The 23,262-nt window shown below is 42.5% G+C and carries 21 protein-coding genes; 11 read left to right on the top strand and 10 right to left on the bottom strand.

Going from position 1 to position 23,262, the window contains the following annotated elements; translation table 11 throughout:
- The 8 genes from murD (at window position 1) to lpxC (ending at window position 9,885) form a co-directional block, all read left to right on the top strand.
- The gene (gene murD, locus C9J46_RS06925) at window positions 1-1,341 is read left to right on the top strand and encodes a UDP-N-acetylmuramoyl-L-alanine--D-glutamate ligase (RefSeq protein WP_107290693.1); all 1,341 of its coding nucleotides are present in this window, start codon (window positions 1-3) and stop codon (window positions 1,339-1,341) included.
- Window positions 1,341-2,651: a cell division protein FtsW gene (gene ftsW, locus C9J46_RS06920; RefSeq protein ID WP_107206552.1), complete on the top strand. Its 1,311-nt coding sequence runs from the start codon at window positions 1,341-1,343 to the stop codon at window positions 2,649-2,651. Before murD ends, ftsW begins: the two co-directional genes overlap by 1 nt.
- Window positions 2,638-3,702: an undecaprenyldiphospho-muramoylpentapeptide beta-N-acetylglucosaminyltransferase gene (gene murG, locus C9J46_RS06915; protein WP_107206553.1), complete on the top strand. Its 1,065-nt coding sequence runs from the start codon at window positions 2,638-2,640 to the stop codon at window positions 3,700-3,702. The genes ftsW and murG overlap by 14 nt, the downstream gene beginning before the upstream one ends.
- A gap of 15 nt (window positions 3,703-3,717) precedes the next feature.
- The gene (gene murC, locus C9J46_RS06910) at window positions 3,718-5,181 is read left to right on the top strand and encodes a UDP-N-acetylmuramate--L-alanine ligase (RefSeq protein ID WP_107246330.1); all 1,464 of its coding nucleotides are present in this window, start codon (window positions 3,718-3,720) and stop codon (window positions 5,179-5,181) included.
- A 273-nt stretch (window positions 5,182-5,454) separates the two neighbouring features.
- Entirely contained in the window at window positions 5,455-6,240 is a 786-nt protein-coding gene (locus C9J46_RS06905) for a cell division protein FtsQ/DivIB (RefSeq protein WP_107206555.1), read from the top strand.
- 12 nt (window positions 6,241-6,252) lie between these two features.
- On the top strand, window positions 6,253-7,509 hold the full coding sequence (ftsA, locus tag C9J46_RS06900; RefSeq protein WP_005371239.1) for a cell division protein FtsA: 1,257 nt from the start codon (window positions 6,253-6,255) through the stop codon (window positions 7,507-7,509).
- A gap of 32 nt (window positions 7,510-7,541) precedes the next feature.
- The gene (ftsZ, locus tag C9J46_RS06895) at window positions 7,542-8,684 is read left to right on the top strand and encodes a cell division protein FtsZ (protein ID WP_005371240.1); all 1,143 of its coding nucleotides are present in this window, start codon (window positions 7,542-7,544) and stop codon (window positions 8,682-8,684) included.
- Window positions 8,685-8,967: 283 nt separating this feature from the next.
- Window positions 8,968-9,885, top strand: coding sequence for a UDP-3-O-acyl-N-acetylglucosamine deacetylase (gene lpxC, locus C9J46_RS06890; RefSeq protein ID WP_005371241.1), 918 nt, complete (start codon window positions 8,968-8,970; stop codon window positions 9,883-9,885).
- Window positions 9,886-9,955: 70 nt separating this feature from the next.
- Here the strand turns inward: lpxC and C9J46_RS06885 are convergent, their stop codons facing one another.
- Window positions 9,956-10,414: a DUF721 domain-containing protein gene (locus C9J46_RS06885; RefSeq protein ID WP_199188055.1), complete on the bottom strand. Its 459-nt coding sequence runs from the start codon at window positions 10,412-10,414 to the stop codon at window positions 9,956-9,958.
- 430 nt (window positions 10,415-10,844) lie between these two features.
- Between C9J46_RS06885 and secA the strand changes: the two genes are divergently transcribed.
- The gene (gene secA, locus C9J46_RS06880; protein ID WP_107206557.1) at window positions 10,845-13,577 is read left to right on the top strand and encodes a preprotein translocase subunit SecA; all 2,733 of its coding nucleotides are present in this window, start codon (window positions 10,845-10,847) and stop codon (window positions 13,575-13,577) included.
- Between the two features lie 106 nt (window positions 13,578-13,683).
- Here secA and mutT read toward each other — a convergent pair whose 3' ends face one another.
- The 9 genes from mutT to nadC all read right to left on the bottom strand — a co-directional run bounded on the left by mutT (window position 13,684) and on the right by nadC (window position 21,312).
- Window positions 13,684-14,088 (bottom strand): 8-oxo-dGTP diphosphatase MutT, encoded by a 405-nt coding sequence (gene mutT, locus C9J46_RS06875; protein WP_107246333.1) that lies wholly within the window; start codon window positions 14,086-14,088, stop codon window positions 13,684-13,686.
- Between the two features lie 4 nt (window positions 14,089-14,092).
- The gene (yacG, locus tag C9J46_RS06870; protein WP_107206559.1) at window positions 14,093-14,308 is read right to left on the bottom strand and encodes a DNA gyrase inhibitor YacG; all 216 of its coding nucleotides are present in this window, start codon (window positions 14,306-14,308) and stop codon (window positions 14,093-14,095) included.
- Window positions 14,309-14,315: 7 nt separating this feature from the next.
- Complete coding sequence (gene zapD / locus C9J46_RS06865) at window positions 14,316-15,062, bottom strand: cell division protein ZapD (protein ID WP_370444982.1); 747 nt, start codon at window positions 15,060-15,062, stop codon at window positions 14,316-14,318.
- Between the two features lie 64 nt (window positions 15,063-15,126).
- A complete protein-coding gene (coaE, locus tag C9J46_RS06860) occupies window positions 15,127-15,732 on the bottom strand; it encodes a dephospho-CoA kinase (RefSeq protein WP_107290692.1) in 606 nt (201 codons plus the stop codon).
- A 3-nt stretch (window positions 15,733-15,735) separates the two neighbouring features.
- Window positions 15,736-16,605: an A24 family peptidase gene (locus tag C9J46_RS06855; protein ID WP_107290691.1), complete on the bottom strand. Its 870-nt coding sequence runs from the start codon at window positions 16,603-16,605 to the stop codon at window positions 15,736-15,738.
- 117 nt (window positions 16,606-16,722) lie between these two features.
- On the bottom strand, window positions 16,723-17,946 hold the full coding sequence (locus tag C9J46_RS06850; RefSeq protein WP_107290690.1) for a type II secretion system F family protein: 1,224 nt from the start codon (window positions 17,944-17,946) through the stop codon (window positions 16,723-16,725).
- Between the two features lie 44 nt (window positions 17,947-17,990).
- Entirely contained in the window at window positions 17,991-19,676 is a 1,686-nt protein-coding gene (gene pilB / locus C9J46_RS06845) for a type IV-A pilus assembly ATPase PilB (protein ID WP_107290689.1), read from the bottom strand.
- Window positions 19,677-20,105, bottom strand: coding sequence for a pilin (locus tag C9J46_RS06840; protein ID WP_107290688.1), 429 nt, complete (start codon window positions 20,103-20,105; stop codon window positions 19,677-19,679). It lies immediately after the preceding gene.
- 319 nt (window positions 20,106-20,424) lie between these two features.
- Complete coding sequence (nadC, locus tag C9J46_RS06835; protein ID WP_107290687.1) at window positions 20,425-21,312, bottom strand: carboxylating nicotinate-nucleotide diphosphorylase; 888 nt, start codon at window positions 21,310-21,312, stop codon at window positions 20,425-20,427.
- Between the two features lie 250 nt (window positions 21,313-21,562).
- On the opposite strand from nadC, the gene ampD reads away from it, so the two are divergent.
- A complete protein-coding gene (ampD, locus tag C9J46_RS06830; RefSeq protein ID WP_107287279.1) occupies window positions 21,563-22,108 on the top strand; it encodes a 1,6-anhydro-N-acetylmuramyl-L-alanine amidase AmpD in 546 nt (181 codons plus the stop codon).
- Between the two features lie 330 nt (window positions 22,109-22,438).
- The gene (gene pdhR, locus C9J46_RS06825; RefSeq protein ID WP_107246344.1) at window positions 22,439-23,215 is read left to right on the top strand and encodes a pyruvate dehydrogenase complex transcriptional repressor PdhR; all 777 of its coding nucleotides are present in this window, start codon (window positions 22,439-22,441) and stop codon (window positions 23,213-23,215) included.
- Window positions 23,216-23,262 lie beyond the last annotated feature (47 nt).

The raw sequence follows: 23,262 nt of genomic DNA, 5'->3' as shown, positions 1-23,262 counted from the left end.
ATGAAAGGCTTGGCTGGTGTGAATACGATCGTTGTTATCGGTCTAGGTATGACAGGGTTATCTGTTGTCAATCATTTAATGCGTCTACCACAGTCACTGACCATTAAAGTCATTGATACTCGTGACAATCCGCCCGGCCAAGATCAATTGCCAGATTCTGTTGAGCTATGTAGCGGTCAATGGAATAGTGAATGGTTATTGTCTGCGGATTTGATCGTTACAAGCCCTGGTATTGCACTAGCAACGCCAGAGCTTGTCGTTGCAGCAGAAGCGGGTGTTGAAATTGTTGGTGACATTGAGCTGTTTGCGCGTGAAGTTGATAAACCTGTTGTGGCAATTACTGGCTCAAATGGTAAGAGTACCGTAACGAGCTTAGTCGGTGAAATGGCGAAAGAAGCCGGTATTGATGTCGGTGTTGGCGGTAATATTGGCTTTGCAGCCCTTGATATGCTGGCGCAACAACATGCACTTTATGTATTAGAGCTTTCGAGCTTCCAGTTAGAAACGACGACTTCTCTTGAGTTAACAGCCGCTGTTTACTTAAATCTTTCAGAAGATCACATGGATCGCTACCCTGGCGGTTTAGCACAATATAGCCAAGCAAAGATGCGTATTTTTGATCACGCAAAGCTGGCTGTTTTCAATCGTGATGATTTAGCAACCAAACCGACTCAATTTAGTGGTGCAATGACAAGCTTTGGTTTTGATGATCAAGATTATGGCATTGTCTTAGTGAATGGCAAAGAGTGGCTAGCGGTGAACGGTGAAGCTGTAATGGCTGTGGCTGATATTGCTTTAGTTGGCCGCCACAATGTTGCCAACTGTTTAGCAGCACTTGCACTTGCTGATGCAGCAGGGATCCCGCGTGATGCAGCATGTCGTGCAATGCAACGTTATACCGGCCTTGCGCATCGTTGCCAACTTGCGGTTAATCGTCATGGTGTTCGATGGGTTAATGATTCAAAAGCCACGAACCTTGCAAGCACGTTAGCTGCGCTGAATGGTTTGCAACTTGAGGGCAAATTGCATCTATTGATGGGCGGCGATAGTAAAGGAGCCGAGTTCAGTGAACTAAAACCGGTTTTAGCTGACTTAAACGTACAGTTGTATAGCTTTGGTCGTGATCGACACTTATTTAACGATGTTGTTGATAACGTCATCAGTGTTGAAACCATGAGTGAAGCTATGGTCTGTATTAGCCGCACCGTTCAATCTGGAGATATGGTTTTATTATCGCCTGCTTGTGCTAGTTGGGATCAATTTGCCAACTTCATGGCACGTGGTGATGCTTTTGTTGAACAAGCGATTCAGTTACAAGATTCGGTTTCAGGAAATATTTGATGTTAAAAATGATCCGTAATGGATTTGCCGCTGTGGGGGGCTGGTTTATTAAGCCTAGTAAGCCCTGTTTGTATGACCGCCAATTGGTTTGGATCGCTATTGCATTGATGATCACAGGCCTGGTGATGGTGACATCGGCTTCTATTCCTGTTGCGACACGCCTTACAGGTATTCCATTTTATTTTGCCTATCGTCATGCGTTTTTTCTTTGTGGTGCAATTTTTATTGCTGCCATTGTATTGCAAATACCATTAGCTAAATGGAAGCAATATAGTTTCCCTATGTTGTTGGTATCCATAATTTTACTCGCCGTTGTGTTAATCATTGGTCGTTCAGTTAATGGTGCTGCACGTTGGATCCCATTAGGCATATTTAACCTTCAGCCTGCCGAGGTTGCCAAGCTCTCTTTATTCATATTTCTTGCCGGTTACCTCGTCAGACAATATAACCAAGTGCGCGGTAGCTTCATTGGCTTCTTAAAACCGCTTGCCGTCTTGGGGATTCTTTGTGTGCTATTGCTGATGCAGCCCGATTTAGGTTCATCGGTAGTAATGTTCGTTACCACTATCGGTATGCTATTTATCGCTGGTGCAAAACTTTGGCAATTTTTGATGATGCTAGGTACCGCTCTTGTGGGTATTGCCTTTCTGATCGTTTTAGAACCCTATCGTATGCGCCGCGTAACGTCATTTCTTAACCCATGGCAAGATCCTTACGGTAGTGGTTATCAGCTCACTCAGTCATTAATGGCATTTGGTCGTGGTGAATGGTTTGGACAAGGCTTAGGTAATTCAATTCAAAAGTTGGCTTATCTTCCTGAAGCGCACACAGACTTTGTATTTGCGGTATTAGCTGAAGAGTTAGGCTTAGCTGGCGTTATTGTTGTACTGTGTTTACTGTTTGCGCTGGTTTACAAGGCCTTAATGATTGGTCGTAAATGTCTTGAAAGTGGTTTGCTGTTTGGTGGATTTCTGGCATTTGGCTTTGGCTTTTGGTTTGCATTCCAAACCCTTGTTAACGTTGGTGCTGCTGCAGGTATTGTTCCAACTAAAGGTCTAACGCTACCACTTATCAGTTACGGTGGTTCCAGTTTATTTATTATGGCAGCTGCGGTTGCCATTCTGATTCGTATTGATTTTGAGCAGCGCGTCGCGGAGAAATTTGAGTCAGCAGAGCCGGCTGAAATTGATGATGAAGCGCTTGATAATATGGACGGAGCGGTGCAGCAAGTTGCTATCGATCCTGAGGCTTTACTTAGTGAGCCTACTCAATTAAATAATGATAAAAAAGACGCTCATGGCAAAGAATAAACGTTTATTAGTAATGGCGGGTGGTACTGGCGGTCATGTTTTTCCTGGTCTTGCTGTTGCACAAAAATTGCAACAACAGGGGTGGGAGATCCGCTGGTTAGGTACCGCAGATCGTATGGAAGCCGATTTAGTGCCTAAGCATGGCATTGAAATCGATTTCATCAAAGTGAAAGGGTTACGTGGTCAAGGTGTACTGCGTTTACTGACTGCACCATTTAAGATTGTGGGGGCTATTTTACAAGCCCGTAAATATATTAAAGCATGGCAGCCTGATGTTGTACTTGGCATGGGAGGTTATGTTAGCGGTCCTGGCGGTGTTGCGGCTTGGTTATCAGGTGTTCCTGTTGTATTGCATGAGCAAAATGCCGTAGCAGGTTTAACGAATCAGTGGCTGTCAAAAATTGCCGCTAAAGTACTACAAGCCTTTCCTGGCGCATTTCCAAATAAAGACGTTGTGGGCAATCCTGTTCGCCATGATGTGACAGTTCTACCAGCTCCTGCAGAACGATTTTCAGAGCGTACAGGGCCGATTCGTATTTTGGTGATGGGCGGCAGTCAGGGTGCACGTATTTTGAACCAAACCATGCCTGAAGTGGCAAAGGTGTTAGGCGATAGCGTTACCATTTGGCACCAAGCAGGTAAAGGTAGCCAGCAATCAACAGAACAAGCTTATAACGAACAAACCACCACACCTCACAAAGTTACTGAGTTTATTGATGATGTTGCTGCCGCTTATAGTTGGGCTGATTTAGTGGTTTGTCGCTCTGGGGCGCTAACAGTTTCTGAATTGTCTGCTGCCGGTGTTGGTGCCATCTTTATTCCATTTATGCACAAAGATCGTCAACAAGCACTCAATGCCGATCATTTGGTGCAATGTGGCGCTGCAAAAATGATTGAGCAAATGGATTTGACGGCGTCAAGTTTAGCGAATGAAATTCAACAATTAGATCGTCATACGCTTGAAACAATGGCGTGTGCTGCACGAGAAGCTGCTATTATCGATGCCGATGAACGAGTAGCTAACGTGATTAAATCACTAGTAAAAAATTAATACGGGAACAAAGTGATGAATAAACTGGATAACCAGCAATTAGCAAAAATTCGTACAATGGTGCCAGAGATGCGCCGTGTTGAGCGAATTCACTTTGTTGGCATTGGTGGTGCAGGTATGAGCGGTATTGCTGAAGTACTTGTAAACGAAGGCTACCGTATTAGTGGTTCTGACATTGCGCCGAATGCTGTAACAAACCGTTTGACAGCGAAAGGTGCAGAGATCTTTTTTGGTCATTCAGCTGAAAATATTCAAGGTGCTAGCGTTGTTGTTGCTTCTACGGCAATTAGCAAAGAAAACCCTGAGCTGATGGCGGCGACTGAATTGCGAATTCCTGTTGTACGCCGTGCTGAAATGTTAGCAGAACTAATGCGCTATCGTCATGGTATCGCTATTGCTGGTACGCACGGTAAGACAACAACGACAGCATTAACGACACAGATTTATTCTGAAGCTGGCTTAGATCCAACGTTTGTTAATGGTGGCTTAGTAAAAAGTGCAGGTACTAATGCACGTTTAGGTTGCAGTCGTTATTTAATCGCAGAAGCAGATGAAAGTGATGCCTCTTTCTTGCATCTTCAACCTATGGTGTGTGTGGTCACTAACATTGAAGCTGATCATATGGATACTTATGGCGGCGATTTTGAAGTATTAAAGCAAACCTTCATTGATTTCCTACATAACCTACCATTTTACGGGTTGGCGGTAATGTGTATTGATGATCCTGTGGTACGTGAATTACTGCCGCGTGTGGGTCGTCCAATGCTAACTTATGGTTTTGCAGAAGACGCAGGTGTTCGCATTACAAATTATACGCAAACAGGACAGCAAGGTCATTTCACTGTATTACGCAAAGATAAACCAGCGCTTAATATCACCCTGAATATGCCCGGTAAGCATAATGCTTTAAATGCAACGGCAGCGATTGCTGTTGCTACAGAAGAAGGCGTTGATGATGATGCTATCATGCGCGCGTTAATTGAGTTTGAGGGGACGGGTCGACGTTTTGATCATTTAGGGGAGTTTGAAACGGGCAATGGTAACGTAATGCTGGTGGATGATTATGGTCATCACCCAAGCGAAGTGGATGTAACGATTCAAGCTGCACGTGCTGGGTGGGCGGATAAACGCTTAGTGATGATTTTCCAGCCTCACCGTTATAGTCGAACTCGTGATCTCTATGATGATTTTGCAAACGTCCTCGATCAAGTGGATGTATTAGTGATGCTTGATGTTTATTCTGCTGGTGAAGCACCTATTGCTGGAGCTGATGGTCGAGCGTTATGTCGTACTATTCGCTCTCGTGGCAAAATTGATCCTATTTTCGTACCTGAAGCCGAAGAGTTGCCAGCCATTCTTGCAAATATTATTCAAAATGATGATTTAGTTTTGACACAAGGTGCAGGTGATGTCGGCAAAATAGCGCGTCAGCTAGCAGAAATGAAGTTGAATATCGAGACGATGAAAAAAGACGTATAAATTAGTATATGGCAACATGTATACGTCGAAAATGATAATAGCTGGCTATAGATTGTGTAGACAATAGCCAGTTATTTTGTTTTTTTCGATATTTTGGTAGATATATACAAAATTATTCTCAGGTTGTGTACATAAAACGCCTCATGAGTGTTGGAGTGGGTCGAGTTGCTCGGTATAATCGTTTAACTTTGCTTATAACATCTGAGATAGCTGTCAGCTAATTTATACCTATATGGTAAGGTGAAGCTGAATGAGTAAAGCGAAGAGTAAACAATGACTGAAGAAGTCGTAGACCAAGAGTATATACACCCATCGCCAAAAAAGTGGTCGCGCTGGGGTGGATTGGCGTTTTTCCTCTTTGTCATTGGTTTTACGGTTTGGTTATTCAGTGCAACAAAAAGCTGGATGACAGATACTAACCGACTGCCCTTGTCACAATTAGTGATTCAAGGACAATTGCATTATCTAACCAAAGACAATGTACGCCAGACGATATTAACAATTGATCATCTTGGTACTTTCATGACCCAAGATGTTAATACTATTCAGGCTCATGTAGAGGCACTGCCGTGGGTTGCTCATGCTGCAGTACGAAAACAATGGCCTGATACGATCAAAGTTTTCATTGTAGAAAACCAACCAGTAGCGCAATGGGATCATAAATATTTGGTTAATAAAGAGGGCCAAGTATTTAAAGCGCCTGCTGAGCAAGTTGCAGATTTAAACCTTACTAACCTCTCTGGCCCTGAGGCTAGCAGTGAAGAAGTATTAGCTGCATTGCGAGAAATGCGTCCCTTACTGAAGAACGCTGGCTTAAGTATCGCGTCGTTATCATTAAATGAACGTCGAGCTTGGCGAATCTTATTAGCCAATGGCATTACGCTTGACTTGGGCCGAGAGGCTCGAATGGAGCGTCTTAAGCGTTTTATCGAAATTTATCCAGAATTAGTAAAACTGAATAAACCGATAAAATATGTGGATTTGCGTTATGATACTGGCGCAGCTGTGGGTTGGAAAACAATACCGGAACATGATGCTCATGTATCGGATACCAAATAAGAGCGTGTGTTAATGACTAAGGCTGCAGATCAAAAACTTATCGTTGGTCTTGATATCGGCACATCCGAAGTTACGGCTTTGGTTGGGGAAGTGCTGCCCGATAACACGGTGAATGTTATCGGAATGGGAAGCAGTCCGTCACGCGGAATGGACAAAGGCGGGGTCAATGACCTTGAATCTGTTGTTAAATCAGTACAACGAGCCGTTGATAAAGCTGAATTAATGGCTGAATGCCAAATCAGTTCCGTGTACTTGTCGTTATCAGGTAAACATATTAGTTGCCAAACAGAAAAAGGCATGGTGCCAATTTCTGAAAAAGAAGTGACACAAGACGACGTCGATAATGTTATTCATACGGCGAAGTCAGTAAAATTAAGCGATGAACAACGAACTTTACATGTAATTCCTCAGGAGTTTGCTATTGATTATCAAGAGGGGATTAAAAACCCTGTTGGTTTATCAGGAGTTCGTATGGAAGCCAGTGTTCATTTGATCACGTGTCACAATGACATGGCGAAAAACATCGTTAAAGCAGTAGAGCGTTGTGACTTGAAAGTTGATCATCTGATTTTTTCAGGATTAGCATCAAGCTATGCTGTACTGACACCGGATGAGCGAGAGCTCGGCGTATGTGTTGTCGATATCGGCGGCGGTACGATGGATCTTGCTATTTGGTCTGGTGGTGCATTACGACATGCGGCAGTAATTCCGTATGCGGGTAATGTAGTAACCAGTGATATTGCTTATGCATTTGGTACACCGCCGGGTGACGCTGAAGATATTAAAGTGAAATACGGCTGTGCGCTGAGTGAATTGGTGAGTAAAGATGCTAAGGTTGATGTCCCAAGTGTTGGAGGTCGACCATCTCGTAGCTTACAAAGCCAAACACTAGCAGAAGTGATAGAGCCTCGTTACAGCGAATTGCTGGGGCTGGTTAATCAAAAGCTGTTAACAGTACAAGAACAGTTGCGTGAAGCGGGTGTTAAACACCACTTAGCTGCGGGCATCGTCCTAACCGGGGGCGCTGCACAAATGGAAGGTTTGACAGAATGTGCAGAACGGGTGTTCCGTCACCAAGTGCGTATTGGCCAACCTTTAGAGTTAAGTGGTTTAACTGACTATGTTCAGGCCCCAACTTATGCAACTGCAGTAGGCTTACTGCATTACGGAAAGGACAGTCAATCATTTGATGAAAATGAATTAGAACCGAAACGTTCAGTTACTGGTTTATTTTCACGAATTAGTGGTTGGTTAAAAAAAGAATTTTAAACCTGATGCGAACAGGATAACGGAGAGAACACATGTTTGAACCGATGATGGAAATGTCTGATGAAGCGGTAATTAAGGTCATTGGCGTTGGCGGCGGCGGCGGTAATGCTGTCGATCACATGGTACGTGAATCTATCGAAGGCGTGCAGTTCATTAGTGTTAACACTGATGCACAAGCACTACGTAAAACAAGCGTAAGTACAGTTATTCAAATCGGTGGTGATATCACTAAAGGTTTGGGTGCGGGTGCTAACCCACAAGTAGGTCGTGATTCTGCACTAGAAGACCGTGAAGCAATCAAAAAAGAGCTAGAAGGCTCTGATATGATCTTCATTGCTGCTGGTATGGGTGGTGGTACTGGTACAGGTGCTGCTCCAATCATTGCTGAAGTGGCAAAAGAGCTAGGTATTCTTACTGTTGCGGTGGTGACTAAACCATTTAGCTTCGAAGGTAAGAAGCGTATGGCTTTTGCTGAGCAAGGTATCGATGAGCTTTCTAAGCATGTTGATTCATTGATTACGATTCCAAACGAAAAGCTACTAAAAGTACTTGGTCGTGGAATCACATTGCTTGACGCTTTTGCTAAAGCAAACGACGTTCTTAAGAACGCTGTTCAAGGTATTGCTGAGCTAATCACACGCCCTGGTATGATCAACGTCGACTTTGCTGACGTACGTACAGTAATGTCTGAAATGGGTCATGCGATGATGGGTAGCGGTGTTGCTTCTGGCGACGACCGTGCTGAAGAAGCGGCTGAAATGGCAATTTCTAGTCCACTACTTGAAGATATCGATCTAGCGGGTGCACGTGGTGTCCTTGTTAACATCACTGCCGGTATGGACATGCGTCTAGACGAATTCGAAACTGTGGGTAACACAGTGAAAGCATTCGCTTCTGATAACGCAACTGTTGTTATCGGTACATCTTTAGACCCAGATATGACTGATGAACTGCGTGTAACAGTTGTTGCTACAGGTATTGGTAAAGAAGTGAAAGCGGATATTACGCTAGTGACTTCATCTAAGCCTGTTCAAGCGACAGTAGCACAAGAAAAAACAGTTGTTGCTGAAGAAAAAACAGTAACTAATAATGATGGTCAAGCGACGGCAGCTAAGCCACAAGCTGATCATGATTACTTAGATATTCCTGCATTTTTGCGTAAACAAGCTGACTAATATCTATAGTTAATAGGTGATGCTGATTGAGTATATAAAAACTCAATGAGACTAAATATATCGGTATTGAAATATTTGGTTTTATCGCAACATAATCAGTAACTTATTAGTGCCTTTAACGATTGGTTTAAAGGCACTCACTTAGCCTATGTCAAATTATTTTGGATATTTAGTAGCTTATGGTATTATTTATGCCCATTTCGCGTAATTGTGCCTGATAATGGGTGTTATTTAGCCTTGTTGCTTGTGACAAAAGTTTGTTTAACAGTTGAGATATGAGCAGATGATCAGACAACGTACACTTAAAAGCATTGTGCAAACGACTGGTGTGGGTCTCCACTCTGGACGTAAAGTGACGCTTATTCTGCGTCCTGCAGCCGCTAATACAGGCGTGATTTATCGTCGTACAGATTTAAATCCTCCTGTGGATTTTCCTGCAAATGCAGATTCTGTGCGTGATACCATGTTATGTACAGCTCTTGTAAATGAAGAGGGCGTGCGTATTTCAACGGTTGAGCACTTGAATGCAGCACTAGCAGGTATGGGTATCGATAACGTGATTATCGAAGTTAACGCACCTGAAATTCCTATTATGGATGGTAGCGCGAGCCCATTTATCTACCTGCTTCAATCTGCAGGCATTGAAACGTTGAATGCGCCTAAGCGTTTTTTACGTATCAAAAAACCTGTTCGCATTGAAGATGGCGACAAATGGGCGGAGCTCGTTCCTTATAACGGTTTCCGTCTGGATTTTGCTATCGAGTTTAACCACCCTGCGATTGAATCAGATCAGCAGCGTCTAGTGTTAGATTTTTCAAGTAAGTCTTTTGTTAAAAATATCAGTCGCGCTCGAACCTTTGGTTTCATGCGTGATATCGAATACTTACAATCACAAAACTTATGTTTAGGTGGTAGTTTCGATAACGCTATTGTACTGGATGATTATCGTATTCTTAATGATGATGGTTTGCGTTTTGACAATGAGTTAGTGACTCATAAAGTATTGGATGCCATTGGTGATCTCTACATGTGTGGTCATAACATTATTGGTGAAATGCGTGCTTATAAATCAGGACATGCATTAAACAACCAGTTATTACGTGCAGTACTTGCTGATCAAGAAGCCTATGAATGGTCCACTTTTGAAGATGAGCAGCAGGTACCGGTTACTTTTGCTCAACCAGGAATGGTTCTTGCTTAATACCAAATGCGAAAAGAATTAAAAAACGCCGAGCAGTTGCTCGGCGTTTTTGTATCTGGTTTTATTTACACTAACGTTTTTGTTTTTGTGCTAATAAAGCAAGGCGTTCTAAGCGTTTTTTTACTTTTTCTGGCGCGGTTGCGGCCGTTGCTAAGAGGTGCTGAGCAGCAACTTCTGTGATGGGCTTTTGTATAATATCGGGTATTTTTTCTTGTTGCTGCTTCTGTACTGCAGCAAGAGAAGGGTTCACTTTTATTTCAATATCTTGCAACTTAGGCAATAGCGTTTCTCGTAACTTCATCATCAAAGTGTGGCGTTCGTAATTAAGACGCATCGACCAAGCTGCAGATTCGGTTTCTACAATTAAAATACCTTGACGATAATTACTCACACGGCAATGTTCAGCACAATTGATATGCTGCTTTACCGCGGTATTTAACTGGCTTAATGCGATAGCTCGTTGTTGAATATTATTAAGCCCAGTTTGCTCTAAAAGATCCCCGGTAGTTTGGGGACGGTGATCTCTCATCGTCTGTGATCCTAAGTAATGATGTTGCTCAAAGTTGAAAAATTGCGGATATGATCCTAATTTTGCGAATATAAAAAGTGTTAAGCCTGCTTTTCTCATAGGCGATGACACTAATATGACTTATTATATCACTCATATAGGTTAATATATCTTGAAAGATGTACCTGCAAATGTTGTTACTGCCAGCGTTGTATTTAAGCGTTAAATTGCCATCTCGTTTTATTTGGTGATGGTTATTGATGAAGCCCCCCTTGAAAAGTGGTTTTCATGACGCAATATTAGTATGACACAGTTTCAGGATTATCCTCTTAGTCACCATTGTGGCGATTCTAGTGGGACAGGGATTGCTTACGGTCCCCCAGAGAATGAAACCAGATTAAGCGATTCAGCAATAGATACGCTGATATAACAAAGAGAAAACGGCATCGCCATGTTATCAAAACTACTGACTAAAGTTATCGGTAGCCGTAACGACCGCACTCTGCGTCGTATGCGCAAAATTGTTGATCAAATCAATAAGCTAGAGCCTCAATTTGAAAGCCTACAAGATCATGAGCTGAAAGCAAAAACAGCTGAATTTCGTGAGCGTTTAGAGCAAGGTGAAACGCTAGATCAACTACTACCAGAAGCCTTCGCGACCGTTCGTGAAGCATCCAAGCGTATTTACGGTATGCGCCACTTCGATGTCCAGCTGCTTGGCGGTATGGTATTGAATGATTGTAAAATTGCAGAAATGCGTACCGGTGAAGGTAAAACTCTGACAGCAACTCTTCCTTCATACTTAAATGCTTTAACAGGTAAAGGCGTTCATATCGTAACCGTGAACGATTACCTAGCAGCACGTGATGCCGAAACTAACCGTGAGTTATTTGAATTCCTCGGCATGACTGTAGGTGTAAATGTTCCTAATATGTCACCACCGGCAAAAAAAGAAGCGTATGCCGCAGATGTCCTTTATGGAACAAATAACGAATTTGGCTTTGACTACTTGCGCGATAATATGGCATTCCGTCCAGAAGATCGTGTTCAACGCGAACGTTTCTTCGCAGTAGTCGATGAAGTTGACTCCATCTTAATCGATGAAGCACGTACTCCGCTTATCATTTCAGGTCCTGCTGAAGACAGCTCTGAAATGTACATTAAGATCAATGAATTAATTCCTTTACTAGTTCGTCAAGATAAAGAAGATAGTGAGGAGTACCGTGGTGAAGGTCACTACACAGTCGATGAAAAATCGAAGCAAGCTTATTTAACTGAAAATGGTCAGGAGTTTGTTGAAGAGCTATTGATTAAAAATGGCTTAATGGCAGAGCACGATACCTTGTACTCTCCAGCAAACATTAGCTTGTTGCACCACGTAAATGCGGGTTTACGTGCACACGTACTCTTTGAAAAAGACGTTGATTACATCGTTCAAGATGACGAAGTGATCATCGTTGATGAACACACTGGTCGTACCATGCCGGGTCGTCGCTGGTCAGAAGGTCTTCACCAAGCCGTTGAAGCGAAAGAAGGCGTGAAGATCCAAAACGAGAACCAAACGTTAGCATCGATTACTTTCCAGAACTACTTCCGTTTATACGATAAGCTTTCTGGTATGACAGGTACGGCTGATACTGAAGCGTTTGAATTCCAGTCTATCTACGGTCTAGATACGGTTGTACTTCCTACTAACCGTCCAATGGCGCGTATCGATAACGGTGACTTGGTTTACATGACAGAAACTGAAAAGTTTGCTGCAATTAGCCAAGATATCAAAGAGCGTGTACAAAACGGTCAGCCTTGTTTGGTGGGTACAGTATCGATTGAAAAATCAGAGTTACTGTCTAATGCGCTTAAGAAAGAAGGCATTAAACATAACGTACTAAACGCAAAATTCCACGAAAAAGAAGCGGATATTATCGCAGAAGCGGGTGCGCCGGGTGCGGTAACTATTGCAACTAACATGGCCGGTCGTGGTACCGATATCATGCTGGGTGGTTCGTGGAAGACTGATGTTGAAAAACTCGATAATCCAACTGATGATCAAATCGCGAAGATCAAAACCAAATGGCAAGAAAAACATGATGCAGTCTTAGCGTCAGGTGGCTTGCACATCATTGGTACTGAGCGTCACGAATCTCGTCGTATCGATAACCAGCTACGTGGTCGTGCGGGTCGTCAGGGGGATGCAGGTTCTTCTCGTTTCTACTTATCTATGGAAGATGGCTTAATGCGTATCTTCGCTTCAGATCGTGTTTCAGGCATGATGAAGAAGTTAGGTATGGAGCAAGGCGAAGCGATTGAGCACCCTTGGGTATCAAAGGCTATCGAGAACGCGCAACGTAAAGTTGAAGGTCGTAACTTTGATATTCGTAAGCAGTTACTTGAATTTGATGATGTTGCTAACGATCAGCGTAAAGTGGTTTACGAATTACGTGATGAATTAATGCATGCTGAAGATATCAGCGAAATGATTGAGCACAACCGTGAAGACGTGCTAAATGCATTAATGGATAGCTATATTCCACCACAATCGCTTGAAGAAATGTGGGATATCAAAGGGCTAGAAACTCGCCTGAAAGATGATTACGATCTTGAGTTACCAATTCAACACTGGCTTGATACCGAAGATAAACTTTACGAAGAAGCACTTCGTGAGCGCATTGTGGAAAAAGCGCTTGAAGTTTACCGTGAGAAAGAATCAGTTGTTGGTGCTGAAGTGCTACGTAACTTCGAGAAAACAGTGATGTTACAGAACCTTGATACGCTATGGAAAGAACACTTAGCGGCAATGGATCACTTGCGTCAAGGTATTCACTTACGTGGTTATGCACAGAAGAACCCTAAGCAGGAATACAAGCGTGAATCGTTTGAACTGTTTGAAGAAATGCTAGATAACTTGAAGAGTGATGTTGTTTCTATCTTAAGTAAGGTACGTGTACAGCAGCAGGAAGAAGTTGATCGCATGGAAGAAGAGCGTCGTCAAATGGCAGAAATGCTAGCACGTCGTCAACAGTTCCAGCATCAAAGTGCAGAAAGCCAAATCACTGATGAGTCATCAGAAGAGCCTGAAGCTCAACAAGGTACTTACGAGCGTGAAGAGCGTAAAGTAGGTCGTAATGAGCCTTGTCCTTGTGGTTCTGGTAAGAAGTACAAGCAATGTCACGGTAAGATCAATTAAGATTGTTCTTATTGTAGATACTAAAAAAGTCGCTCTAGGGCGACTTTTTTATTGGCTGAAAATCAAGGCTAATGATGTAGATTCTAGTGGATCTTCAGCTAATTTATTAAGCGAAAGACTGCTGTATTTTATCGAGTACAGCTTGATTAGCATCAGGGAAAGGGTAATCAGCAAGTGCATTGATAGCGACCCACTCCCCCGGTTGACCTTCTTTACCAAAGGCTTCGCCATCAAATTGATGGATCAGAAAGAAATCAAACTTTAATGATTTATCTGAATAATCATGAGCAAGGCTAATAAAAGGTTCAACGTCAGTGGCATGAATACCGACTTCTTCTTGCAGTTCACGGATAACCGCTTGCTTTGCTGTTTCACCTGTTTCTACTTTTCCGCCAGCAAACTCCCATAAGCCACCTTGATGCGCTTTATCGGCACGGCGGGTAATGAAAATATGCTTTTTCTCTGTATCTAAAATAATGCCTGCCGCAATCCAAACTTGCTTTTTATCCATACTGTTAGTAACCCATATCGTCAGACCAGCCATCTGAATCTGATAGATCAGGTGCGCCTGGAATAGATTTTTCTTCTTCCGCCCATTCGCCAAGATCGATCAATTGACAGCGTTTGCAGCAAAAAGGACGAAATGGACTCTGCTCACCCCAAACCACTTCAGTTTTACAGGTAGGACACTTTACGACAGTAATATTGGTATTGGTTGTTGATTGAGACACAAAAACCTCAGCAAATGGCTAATTTAAATTCAATATCGCTTGCGACAGGATCTCCTTCCACAAAGGGAGAGAAACGAATAGCAAAGCGAGTACGATGTCCCGATATCATAGGATAAACGCCATCTTTAGCGCAAATTTCTAGCCGTAATAAACAGGCATCTTCAGCGTCATACTGGAAGAAGCCATTACGGGCATGATTGGTTTTATATTGTGCGCTTTCTCGGGTTAACTTCAACCAGAGATTGAGTGCTTCATTAAGTTCTGAAAGCTCATGTAACCAGCTTTTCATTGCCTGTTGTTTGTGTTCATCGCTAAGGTGCAGCCAGTGATGTAATGACGGCAGATCAAAACAACAACTACCACCTGGAATCGAGAAACGTTGTTTTATACTGGAAAGAAAACGATCTTCTCGTAGATTCTGTCCTAGGCGAGGAGATGAAATTAACGCTTTATGGGCTTGCTCCATCGAATCGATCATTTGTTGCAGCGCATACTCGTCAACACCATCAATGTTTAACCAATTCATCAGTTGCTGACGTTGTTTCTCTATATCTTTGGCAAGATCGGTTTTAACTTGTACTTGGTCTAAGATCTCAAGCAAATCAAAAAGGGCATGGAAGAAGATTTTATATTGCCAAGGATCATTTTGGTTGCTGCTGTGATGCATTTGTTGCAAGAGATAATCAAGGCGTAAATAAATACGGACTTTTTCTGTCAAAGGGTGTTCATAGCGCGTCATTTGCGTAGCTTGCATAAAGGGAATACCAAACAGGAGCCAAGATCGTAATAAGAATTATCATAGTTAAGACGTCATTTTACTACAGCTCATGATCCATTTTGAGATATTGCCTGTGAAGTTGCGCGATTTGTAATGTTAATGCTGGACTATCACCAAAATTAGTAATGACATCATCTGCGGCATCTAACCGTTGTTGGCGAGTTGCTTGGCTCGCTAAGATATTTTTGATTTGCTCAATCGAGACATTATCACGTTGTTGCGTTCGTTCGATTTGGGTTTGCTCATCGACATCAACAACCAATAAACGATTGGTGAGGGTTTGTAGGTTATTCTCAACCATTAATGGCACAACTAACAAACAATAGGGTGACTTGCTTAGATTAATATCATGCAGCATCTTTTCACGGATCAATGGGTGAAGTAGCTCATTTAACCATTGCTTTAATTCAGGCTGACTAAAAATAGCCTCACGCAGTTTTGCCCGATTTAACGTACCATCTTCAAGTAAAATATCAGCACCAAGTTTTTCGATAATAGTGTTCAAACCGACGGTATTCGGCTCGACGACTTCACGTGCAACAATATCTGCATCAATAATATCAATGCCGTAGTTATCAGCAAATAAGTTAGCAACCGTGGTTTTACCGCTACCAATTCCGCCTGTTAGGCCAATGACAATACTCATTATCTACATTCCTAAGTACGAAGTAACATACCAATTCACAATAGGCTCGCCCCATAACAATGCAATCCAACCCGCAACCGCAAGGTAAGGGCCGAATGAAAACGGGGTTTGATTATCCGCATCTTGCATTTTGAGTAACACAATACCGCACAGCGCGCCGACTAAAGATGAGAGTAACACTACAAACGGTAGTAACTGCCAGCCAAGCCATGCACCTAATGCGGCGAGTAATTTAAAGTCACCATAGCCCATGCCATCTTTTTTAGTCAGTAACTTAAAGACCCAGAATACGCTCCACAGCGATAAGTAACCTGCCATTGCACCAATCACCGAATCGGTCAGAGATACAGGGCTAATACCCATTACAGAGAGTAAAATACCCGCCCACATTAGCGGTAAGGTAATTTGATCGGGCAATAGCATTTTATCGATATCGATAAAGGTAAGCGCAATTAACGCGAAGGTGAAAAAGATCACCGCGATTGCCCACCATGTTGGTGGCAACATCAGTGATACGGTTAAGCTCAATGCTGCGGTCAGTAATTCAATTGCAGGATAGCGTTTACTAATAGGCGCTTTGCATTGTTTGCATTTTCCGCCTAGAGCAAGCCAACTGATCACTGGAATATTTTCCAGTGCGCTAATAGCGTGATTGCAGTGAGGGCAGCGAGAACGTGGCACACTTAAATTAAAGACCGAATCGTCTGGCTTGTTATCTATTTCGGGAAAACATTCTTGGCACTCTTTACGCCATTGACGCTCCATCATGATCGGCAAGCGGTAAATCACCACATTTAAAAAACTGCCGACTAACAGACCAAAAATAACGGCAAAAAGGGGATATAACCAAGGGTAATAGGAAAGTACTGCCATGTGAGGATCTCTTAAAAATTAGGCGGTTATTGTAAGGCAAACGGCTAGGTGTTCCTAGCCGATGATTATGGGAAGTGAATAATGCGATTAACTTGCAGATGGCTGCTAAAAATAGTCTTAACCGATAACACTCATCATTGTGAAGATTGGCATATACATAGCAACCAGTAAGCCACCAATTAAGCCACCCAAAATAATAATAATGAAAGGCTCTAAAATTTGTCCGAGGTTATCAACGGTATTATCAACATCGGCTTCATAGATTTGCGCCATTTTATTCAGCATGTCATCGAGTGAACCTGATTCTTCACCTATCATCACCATTTGCAGCATGAGTTCAGGAAAGACCCCTGATTGACGTAGAGCTAAATACAGTGGCATACCGCCAGCGGTACTTTCGTACACTTCTTCAATGGCCTTTTCAATATATAAGTTACCACAGGTTCTGCCTGCTGATTGAATACCCGATAGTAGTGGAATACCCGCCATAAAAGTAGTAGCTAAGGTGCGGGCAAAACGGGCAATAGTCGCTTTTAATAATACATCGCCAAAGATCGGCAGTTTTAAAGCAAATTTATTGGCTTTATAGCGAAAGTCATCAGATTTTTTATAAAAATAACGATATAGGAATACCGCAGTCCCAACACCAGCCCCAAGATAGACGCCATAAGCGATGAGAAAATCTGAAGCATGAACAACTATCTGGGTAAATAGCGGCAATTCAGCACCAAAGCTAGAAAAAATCTGGGCAAACTGCGGAATAACAAATACCAACATTAATACAGTAACAAGAACAGCTGTTAATGTGACCATGGCAGGATAAATCATCGCCTTGATAACTTTCTTACGCATCGCTTCATTTTTTTCACGATAAACAGCAATGCGCGCAAAGACTTGTCCTAGGTGACCGGTTTGTTCACCAGTTGCCACCAAATCACAGAAGAATTTATCAAATAGAGGCGAGCTTGATCGCATCGCACTAGAAAGCGAAGCACCAGATTCGACTTGGGTAGTAATTTGGAGCAAGGTAGCTCGCATTTCGGCTTTGTTATAACTGCTTGCCATTAGTTGTAGAGCTTGCACTACAGGCACGCCAGATTCGATCATGGTGGCAAGTTGACGAGTTACCGCAGTGACATCTTCCCCTTTCATTTGATCGCGCATTTTGGTCAAAAAAGAGGGTGAGGTTTTCTTTATTTTTTTGACGACAATTTTTTGTTCAACCAGTTGGTGACGCACTTCTTGTTCTTGAAAGCCTAAAGTGGTGCCAGAGACTTTACGTCCTGCTTGGTTGGTTCCCCGCCAGTTGTAATAACGAATTTTAGTGGCTGCTGTACTCATAAGCGAAATTCTCTATCAAACAATTAATACAAAGTTGGGGGAGGTTATAACTGTAATACCCGCTGTAATTCGGCAAGGCTGGTAATGCCGTCAGTTAGCTTTTCAATGCCGGATTCTTTAAGTCGTTTCATCCCTTGTTGGGCGGCAATATCTTCTAATTGCAGTGCAGTGGCATTGGTCATTAAGGCTTCGGCAATTTCGCGGCTAAATACCATAACTTCGTAAATACCAACGCGGCCTGCGTAGCCTTTATTGCAATCATCGCACCCTGCGTTATTAGCTTTATACACACTGGAATTTTGCGGCAGGTTTAATCGCTGACAGGTAATTGGATCAAGCGGATGTGGCTGTTTACAGCTTTTACATAAGCGACGGGCAAGGCGCTGGGCGATGATTAAGCTCAGTGATGAAGCGAGGTTAAAATCTTCCACTCCCATATTGGTTAAACGGGTAATGGTTTCAGCGGCAGAGTTGGTATGTAGCGTAGATAATACCAAGTGCCCGGTCTGGGCGGCTTTTACTGCAATGGAGGCGGTTTCTAAATCACGAATTTCCCCTACCATTACAATGTCGGGATCTTGACGCAAAAATGAACGCAGGGCATCGGCAAAACTTAAACCGACTTGTTGATTAATTTGTACCTGGTTAATACCGGGTAAGTTAATTTCTACTGGATCTTCGGCAGTCGAAATATTGCGCTCTTCGGTATTTAAAATATTGAGCCCAGTATATAGCGAGACGGTTTTACCGCTGCCGGTAGGGCCGGTGATTAATATCATTCCTTGCGGGCGTTCAAGGGCGGTTAAATAATCGGATTTTTGTTTATCGTTATAACCTAAAATATCGATATTAAGATTCGCTGCGGAACTATCTAATATCCGTAGTACGACTTTTTCACCCCATAGCGTCGGTAGGGTCGAAACACGTAAATCAATGGCTAAGTTATCAGAGAGCTTTAGTTTTATTCGTCCATCTTGTGGCTGGCGGCGCTCGGCAATGTTGAGTTTCGACATCACCTTTAAACGGGTCGATAAACGTCGCGATAAACTGGCTGGGGGAGTTAAGTGCTGATGCAAAATACCATCACAGCGAAAGCGAATCCGGTAGTTATGTTCATAAGGTTCAAAATGAATATCAGAGGCTTTACGGCGTACTGCATCTAATAGCACTTGGTTGATATAACGGGTAACAGGGGCGCTGTCTTGGCTTAAATCGGTAGCATCATCGAGTTCAGCATCGCTGATATCAACCAGTTCACCTAAATCAGCATCACTGACTTGTTTGCTATGGTTGGTTTCACCAATATCGCTGCCGTAAACACGGCGAATGGCAGATTCTAACTGTTTGTTTTCTAAAACTAGAAAATCAACGGTTTTTCCGACTGCAAAACGAAATTCGTCTTGCGCATCCACATTAGTTGGATCGCTGATACCTAAAAATAGGCTATTAGCATCTTGGGTTAATGGTAGGGCTCGGTGGCGTAGGACTAATTCACGTTGGTAAACGCTTTGACAGCAACCATCATAGTCATAATGGTGAACATCGACTTTTTGTAGGCCAAATAAATTAGCGAGATTATCGGCTAAATCGATATCGCTTAATATACCTAAACGGGTTAAGGCGGTCGGGACGTTAATCCCTTCCGCCGTCACAAACTCGACCACTTGTTGTTCTTGCTCTGGGCTAATTAAATTAGCTTGAGCTAAGATGGATGCGAGATTGGTTTGCATTTATAAAGAAGCATCTGTCGTACAAGATTTTGGTAATATTTGGGTTGCAGTCGGTGTCGCTTTACATACCCACGTTCCGGCATTTCTTTCAAGTGCGATTTTTGCATTGTTAACGTCTGGGCTATTACCTGACGAATTAAAGGTTAATAGTATTTTGGAACCAGTAAAGCTAATTGAACCATTATTAGGATTAATAGCACCAAGATCTGCTGGAGTTTCGCCTGAAGTTGTACCGTCAGGGAATGTACCTTCTGAAACTACGTATGCTTCTACATTTGTTTTTAAAGAAGATATGGTTGCAAGCCCTGCTCCTAATTCGGATTTAGCTACATAATCTTGATATTTTGGAATAGCAATTGCGGCTAGCACACCGATAACCGCCACCACGATCATCAATTCAATAAGTGTAAAACCCTGTTGTTTTTTCATTTCTCTGTCCTTAAGTAACAAAATAATAAATGCGTTAACTTCATAAATTCGCGAATGGAATTATGTTCAGAATAGAGGCTTTATTGTTAGAGTGAATAACGAAAAAGGGATAGCTCGGCACGGGTGGTAAAAATAAATTGTGTGTTACAGAAGTTGCAAAGCTCAAAGCGAGTAACCGCTCGTAATTAGATTTGATTTTTATAAAATTCAGTAAGATGTGAAGTAGAAAGAGAAAAATTAGTGGTTATTTTTCTCTTTCTTTATAAATTAAGGTACCAGTTCAATATTTGTGTCACAAAAAATTGATAGTGAATAGGTGTTATTTAAAGCGCATCGATAAGTCCATCGCTTTAACGTGCTTAGTCAGTGCACCTACCGAAATATAATCCACGCCAGTTTCAGCACATTCGCGGATATTGCTAAGGGTAATATCCCCTGAGTTTTCTAATGCCACACGTCCAGCGTTAAACGCGACGGCTTCACGCATCATGGTTAAGGTAAAGTTATCCAGCATCACAATATCAGCGCCGGCTTCAATGGCTTGTTTTAGCTCTGCAAGACTTTCGGTTTCCACTTCGACAGGTTTATTGGGGTTAAGCTGTTTCGCTGTAGTGATGGCTTGCTCAATACCACCACAAGCAATGATGTGGTTCTCTTTTATAAGGTAAGCATCAAACACGCCAATACGGTGGTTAAAGCCACCGCCACAAGTCACGGCATATTTTAATGCGCTACGCAGACAAGGAACAGTTTTACGGGTATCGAGTAGGCGAGTGTTGGTGCCTTCTAACTGTTTGACATATTCAGCGGTTAATGTCGCGCAACCGGATAGGGTTTGGATAAAGTTCATCGCGTTACGCTCGCCGGTAAGCAGCGCTCGTGACGGGCCTGATAGGGTACACAAGGTTTGATTAGGCTCAACCACATCACCATCTTCTACGTGCCAATCAATGGTGACTTCGCCACCGAGTTGCTTAAATACTTCATCAGCCCACATTTTTCCGCAAAATACGCCATGTTCGCGAGTAATAATAGTGGCAACGCCTTGGCTATCGGCAGGAATTAGATTGGCTGTAATATCGAGATTGGCATTAATCTCACCACCTAAATCTTCGCGAAGTGTATCGGCAACAGTACGGCTGATCTCGATTGGGAGAAGTTGTTTAAGGTAAGCGAGGCGGGCACTGCTATCGTGTTTGTGTTCCATATCTGTCTTCTTGTATCCATTGCGCGTTTAGCAGCAAAAGTGCTGCGAATGATGGCGCAAATCATACCGTGAGAAAGCAGTAGGATAAAGTGAATACGGGTTAATCGAATGTTAATCACCAAATATTTGGTTGTTTCTATCTATTACTGCGATAGGCAAAAGCGATGAGAGGAAATTGGCTTTTCAATATAAGCTAATGATACTTTACCTGCTAATTTGGTTTTAGTAACACGTAAATAGAAGATGGATTATGACGTTATTGATTAACGATGATAATTGGTTACAGACAGCAAGGCGTGTGCCATCCCCTTTTTGTGATAATAGACCTCATGACGAGATGTCATTGCTGGTGGTACATAATATAAGCTTACCACCGGGTAAATTTGGTGGTCCTTATATTGAGCAGCTGTTTACTGGGCAATTAAACCCTGCAGATGATCCGTATTTTGAAATTATTCATCAGTTTCGTGTTTCTGCTCACTGTTTGATACGCCGAGATGGTGAAATAGTGCAGTTTGTGCCTTTTAATCAGCGTGCTTGGCATGCGGGGGTATCAAAGTTTGACGATCGGGATAAGTGTAATGACTTTTCAATTGGCATCGAATTAGAAGGCACAGATCACCTGCCGTATACTTCTGAACAATATCAAATGCTGACAAAATTGACTCAATCTTTGATGAGCCGTTATCCCGCTATCACCCGAGAGCGTGTAACAGGGCATGAATTTATTGCCCCTGGACGAAAAACAGATCCTGGTTTATCGTTTGATTGGCGACGGTTTAAAAAACAGCTTTAAAAGGGCAGTTATTAGACTAAAGTTTTATTTACGAATGGAAATTGGTCAAATTGGTCTGACCAATTTTCATAATCACTCTGCTTTTTATTCCTTCCTATCACCTTTTTCGTTGCTTGGCTGTTTCTAGCTCTGAATATGTAATGTTTTATTAATAAGTCAAAAGTTTAATTTTTTGTTAAAACCAACTTCGTTCTATGATTTCAATCAAGTTGTGTGTGGACATCTTTATTTATTTCTGTAAACTTTCACTCGGTAAAACAATTGGTAATACCAATTATCCGATGATTCGGTCTTTATGAAACGGGATTAATATAAGAAGCGTCGATAAAAATGACTTATAAACGCATTAAACAACCAAAGCTTTCTGATGCTATTGAGCAGGAATTGGAGCGCTTGATTTTAGAGGGAATTTTGTCCCCAGGTCAGCAATTACCTCCAGAGCGAGAGTTGGCAAAACAATTCGATGTTTCTCGTCCTTCCGTTCGTGAGGCGATCCAACGTTTAGAAGCAAAGCATTTGCTTACTCGTCGCCAAGGCGGCGGAACATTCGTAAAAGAAAAGTTATGGCAAAGTTTTTCTGAACCCTTATTGGATCTATTAGCGACTCATCCGGAAACACAATTAGATTTATTGGAAGCTCGCCATGCACTAGAAGGCTTAGCCTCTTATTTTGCGGCATTGCGCGGTAACGAAGAAGATTTTGTTCGCATTCGCGATTGTCATCAGCGTATTCAAGACGCGCAGCAACAAGGGGATTTACCCTTAGAAGCTAGCGCGGTGATGCAATATCTTATTGCGGTAACAGAATCGGCTCACAATGTGGTGTTACTGCATATTATTCGTAGTTTAGCGCCGCTACTTGAGCAAAACGTATTACAAAATTTCGAACTCCTAAACCGCCGACCTGAGGTGGTGGAGAAAGTAAGAAAGCACCGAGCTAATATTGTGCAGGCGATTGTTTCTGGTGAGCCTGAAAAGGCCCGTGAAGCATCGCACGCACATTTGGCTTACATCGAGGAAACCTTGTTGGATTTATCGCGTGAAGATAGCAGGCGTGAACGCTCTCTTCGTCGGATTCAACAGCGCAAGGACGGGTTAGAGTCTTAACTTCATACCTAAAAACGAAGTTAGACCTAGTCGCGACATTGTTAGTA

This window comes from Photobacterium sp. GB-36 (assembly GCF_003026135.1).
GTDB lineage: Bacteria > Pseudomonadota > Gammaproteobacteria > Enterobacterales > Vibrionaceae > Photobacterium.
The sequence above is the reverse complement of the archived record's forward strand: the minus strand, read 5'-3'. Positions and strand labels throughout refer to the sequence as shown.